This window comes from Microvirga sp. P4_G7, from assembly GCF_056401005.1.
Window position 1 is genome coordinate 1 of record NZ_JBFUKD010000358.1, and the last position, 3,735, is coordinate 3,735.

Here is a 3,735-nt window from a genome sequence, read left to right on the forward strand (position 1 = left end):
CCACCGATCTGTCGATCGGGTTGTCGGGCGGACGATCGAAGGACCCGGTCAGCCGGGAGGTCGAAACCGCGATCGGCCACGTGCTCGGCCGTGCGAAGGCGGCGAACAAGCGTGCCGGAATTTACGCGGCGACCGGCGAACGCGCGGCCGAACTCGCCCGAAAAGGCTTCGATCTGGTGTCGATCGGGACCGATGCCGGCCTTCTGCGCATCGGCGCCGATTCGGTCTTGAGCGCGGCGCGCGGTTGAGCCCTATTTCGGAAAGGGAAGCCCGAAGGATTGGGTGAGGAACAGGCCGCCGTGCTGAAGAGCGTCTCCATCGATCCCATGGCCGACCCCGCGAGAGAGATGCCATTGGGACGGGATTTCCGCTGTCGCCAGCGCCTCTTTCGAGAAAAAGAACATCTCGACGGGCAGGACTTCGTCGCGGTCGCCATGCGTCAACAGGATCGGCGGCTTGTTCGTGGCATCTGCCTTCAGGCCGTCCGGGCCCTTATCGGAATCGAGGACCAGCAGGCCCGAGAATCCGACGATCGCGGCGGGAGCGACGGCGCGGCGCAAACCGACATGCAGCGCCATCATCGTCCCCTGGCTGAATCCGACGAGAGCGAGCCGCGAGCCGTCGAGCCCATAGCGTGCCAGTTCCGCCTCCAAAAACGCCTCGAGTGCCGGTCCGGCATATTGCACCCCGCGCCAGAATTCGCTCGGGTCGCGCAAGGTGAGCGGGAACCACTCCCGCCCCATCGGCGCTCCCTGGCACGCATCGGGCGCATCGGGCGCGGCAAAGGCGGTGTCCGGCAACCAATCCTGCCATTGATGCGCGAGTTCGATGAGATCGTTCCCGTTCGCGCCTCGACCGTGGATGAACACGACCAGTTGTTTGGCATGGCCGGAGGAAGGTGCGATGCGGGGACCGTCGAGGGCGACCATGCGCGAAACCTGTCTGTGAGAGACGACAATAGGGCAGTCGCGGAGCGTCTCGATCCGGTCCGCAGATCAACCGCGCCGTCTCGCCCGGGTCAAGGGCTGCCGATGTCGAAGACCAGCGACGGGGTGGGTTTATGATCCCCCCGGTGTTGCGATTCGCTCCAAGCCCCAACGGAAGGCTTCATCTGGGCCATGCCTATTCCGCGTTGCTCAACCAGGATTTCGCGGAACGTTTCGGCGGGCACCTGCTGCTGCGGATCGAAGATATCGATCGGGAGCGTTGCAAGCCAGCGTTCGAACAGGCGATCGAGGACGATCTCGCCTGGCTCGGCCTCCAATGGGAAAAGCCGGTGCGTCGGCAATCCGATCATTTCGCCGATTACCAAGCGGCTGCGGAACGGCTGAAATCCCTCGGTGTGCTCTATCCCTGCTTTTGCTCCCGCAAGACGATTCTCGACGCGGTCGCGGCGAAGGAGGCCGAAGGCAAGGCTTGGCCGCGCGATCCCGACGGCACGCCGCTCTACCCGCGTTTGTGCCGTGACGTTCCGGGAGACGTCGCCGCACGCCGCGTCGCTCTAGGGGAAGCACATGCCTGGCGGCTCGATATGGAGGGGGCGCTTGCCCACTTTCCCAGTCCGCACCGGTACGAGCGCTTCGAGCGCGACGGATCCATCGAAACCGTCGTCGCCGAGCCGGCCCGATGGGGCGACGCGGTCATCGTCCGCAAGGACACGCCGACGAGCTATCATCTCTCGGTCGTCGTCGACGATGCCGACCAGGGCGTGACGCATGTGGTGCGCGGCCGCGATCTGGAGGCGGCGACCGATCTTCACGTGTTGCTGCAGCGACTCCTCGGCCTGCCGACGCCCCTCTACCACCATCATGACCTCGTCGAAGACCCGCTCGGCGAGAAACTGGCGAAGAGTCGGCAATCGGAGGCGCTCGCATCCCTGATCGAACGGGGTGTGCGTGCGCAGACGATCCGCGCGCATCTCGGCTTTCCGGTTCAGCCGACGCCGAGGATCTGAAGCCAGAACAACGTCGACCCGATCGCCAGCGCCGTCGACAAAGCGATGGAGGCGGAGGCGATGGCGATGCCCTCGCCGTAGCGCTCGGCAAAGAGATACGCATTGATGCCGGACGGACAGCACGCGAACAGCACCGCGACACCGGACCAGGCCGGCGGCATGTCGAAGACCTTCGTCGCCAACAGGAGCACGATGAGGGGATGGACGATCAGCTTGAGCACCGAGATGATCGTCGGCAATTGCCATCCCATGCTCATGCCGTAGCGCCGCAGCGAAATTCCCATCGCGATCAGGGCGCAGGGGATAGCGGCACTGCCCAACAGGTCGACCACCTGCCAGATCGGCATTGGAACGTGCGCCGCCACGGGGCGAAAGACGCTGCCGGCGAGAATGCCGACGACGATGGGATGGGTCAGCAGTTTCCGGATCAGCATGAGGGGGGACACACCGCGTCCCTCGGCGAGCAGGGTGGCGAGCGTCATCGTCACCGGCAGGTGGACCGCGATCAAGAGAAACAGCGGCACGGCGCCTTCGTCGCCATAGGCCTTGAGGATCATCGGCACGCCCACGAAAACCGTATTGGCCTGACCCGCGGAAAAGCCGGCGACGACCGAGGAGATTCCCGTGAGGCCATAAAATCGACGCCCGATCATCGTCGCCGCGGCCCAGACGAGCGCGACGCCGACGAAATAGGAGATCCAGTAACCCCACGGCTGAACCGGAGGGATTTCGGCCTTCACGAGCGTGCGGAAGATCAGGCAGGGCAGGGCGAGCGTAAAGACGAATTCAGACAGGCCTTCGCCGGTGCGTTGGCTGATCAGGCCGATCCGGTTGGCGCCATAGCCGATACCGATCAGGCCGAAGACCGGCAGGACAATGGCGAGGGAATCGAGCATCGGCGATCAGCGCAGGTCGGCCCTTTGGGCGACGTTGGTCGTCGCCGTGGCATTGGACAGTAGGTCGTCGATCTGTTCCCGCTGGCGCTTGAAATCCGTCAGGCCGCGGCCCTCGAGCTCCCGTCCGCGGGGCAGGCGGATCTTCATCGGGTCGACGAAGTGGCCGTTGATGATCACTTCATAATGCAAATGCGGCCCGGTCGAGAGACCTGAACTGCCGAGATAACCGACGATCTGTCCCTGCTTCACCCGGGTACCCGGCGCAACGCCTTTGCCGAAAGAGGACATGTGGTTGTAGGCGGTCACATAGCCGTTGGCGTGCTGAACCTCGACCCGGCGGCCATAGCCTGATTCCCAGCCCGCCTTGATGACGGTGCCGTTACCGGCCGAGATGATCGGCGTGCCGATGCGGTTGGCCCAGTCGACACCCGTATGCGGCCGGCTGTAGCCGAGAATGGGGTGGAAGCGTGAGCCGAAACCGGAGCGCAGGATTCCTTCGGCGATCGGTTTGCGGAGCAAGAATTTCTTGAGCGAGCGTCCGCCTTCGTCGAAGAAGTCGACCACACCATCGTCGCCCTGGTAGCGATAGACCCGGCGCGGCTCGCCGCCGACGGTGAGTGCGGCGTAGAGAATCTCAGGCGGTGTATTGCCGGTTTCGTCGTCGGCGCCAAAGAAAACTTCAAAGGTGTCGCCAGGAGAAACGCGGCGCTGAAAATCAACGTCGTAACCGAAGATCCGCACCAGATCGTCGACGGTCTGCCGGGAGAGATCGTTCTTGAGGGCGGTCTCGTAGAGGCTCTCGTAGAGGCGAACGCCACGGCCGTCGTCGTCCTCGTCGTCTTCCCCGGTGGCGACTTCGGTGCCCTGGTTGGCGTCGTCCTGCGG

At 64.4% G+C, this 3,735-nt stretch carries 4 protein-coding genes and 1 pseudogene; 2 read left to right on the plus strand and 3 right to left on the minus strand.

Annotated features, from left to right (window positions below; genetic code table 11):
- A pseudogene (locus tag AC1DT3_RS14490) lies at positions 1–248 on the plus strand (hydroxyacid aldolase); the annotation flags it as partial.
- Positions 249–251: 3 nt separating this feature from the next.
- On the opposite strand, the gene AC1DT3_RS14495 reads toward AC1DT3_RS14490, so the two are convergent.
- The gene (locus AC1DT3_RS14495) at positions 252–929 is read right to left on the minus strand and encodes an alpha/beta hydrolase (protein WP_477465949.1); all 678 of its coding nucleotides are present in this window, start codon (positions 927–929) and stop codon (positions 252–254) included.
- Positions 930–1,060: 131 nt separating this feature from the next.
- Here AC1DT3_RS14495 and gluQRS point away from each other — a divergent pair, with 131 nt between their 5' ends.
- Positions 1,061–1,954 carry a tRNA glutamyl-Q(34) synthetase GluQRS gene (gene gluQRS, locus AC1DT3_RS14500; RefSeq protein ID WP_477465950.1) on the plus strand — a complete coding sequence of 298 codons (894 nt, stop codon included), beginning with the start codon at positions 1,061–1,063 and terminating at the stop codon, positions 1,952–1,954.
- Here the strand turns inward: gluQRS and AC1DT3_RS14505 are convergent.
- Together AC1DT3_RS14505 and AC1DT3_RS14510 are read right to left on the minus strand one after the other, a co-directional pair.
- Positions 1,933–2,850 (minus strand): AEC family transporter, encoded by a 918-nt coding sequence (locus AC1DT3_RS14505; protein WP_477465951.1) that lies wholly within the window; start codon positions 2,848–2,850, stop codon positions 1,933–1,935. The two genes, gluQRS and AC1DT3_RS14505, sit on opposite strands and share 22 nt — an antisense overlap.
- A 6-nt stretch (positions 2,851–2,856) precedes the next feature.
- On the minus strand, positions 2,857–3,735 hold an 879-nt coding region (locus tag AC1DT3_RS14510; protein WP_477465952.1), incomplete at its 5' end, for a M23 family metallopeptidase.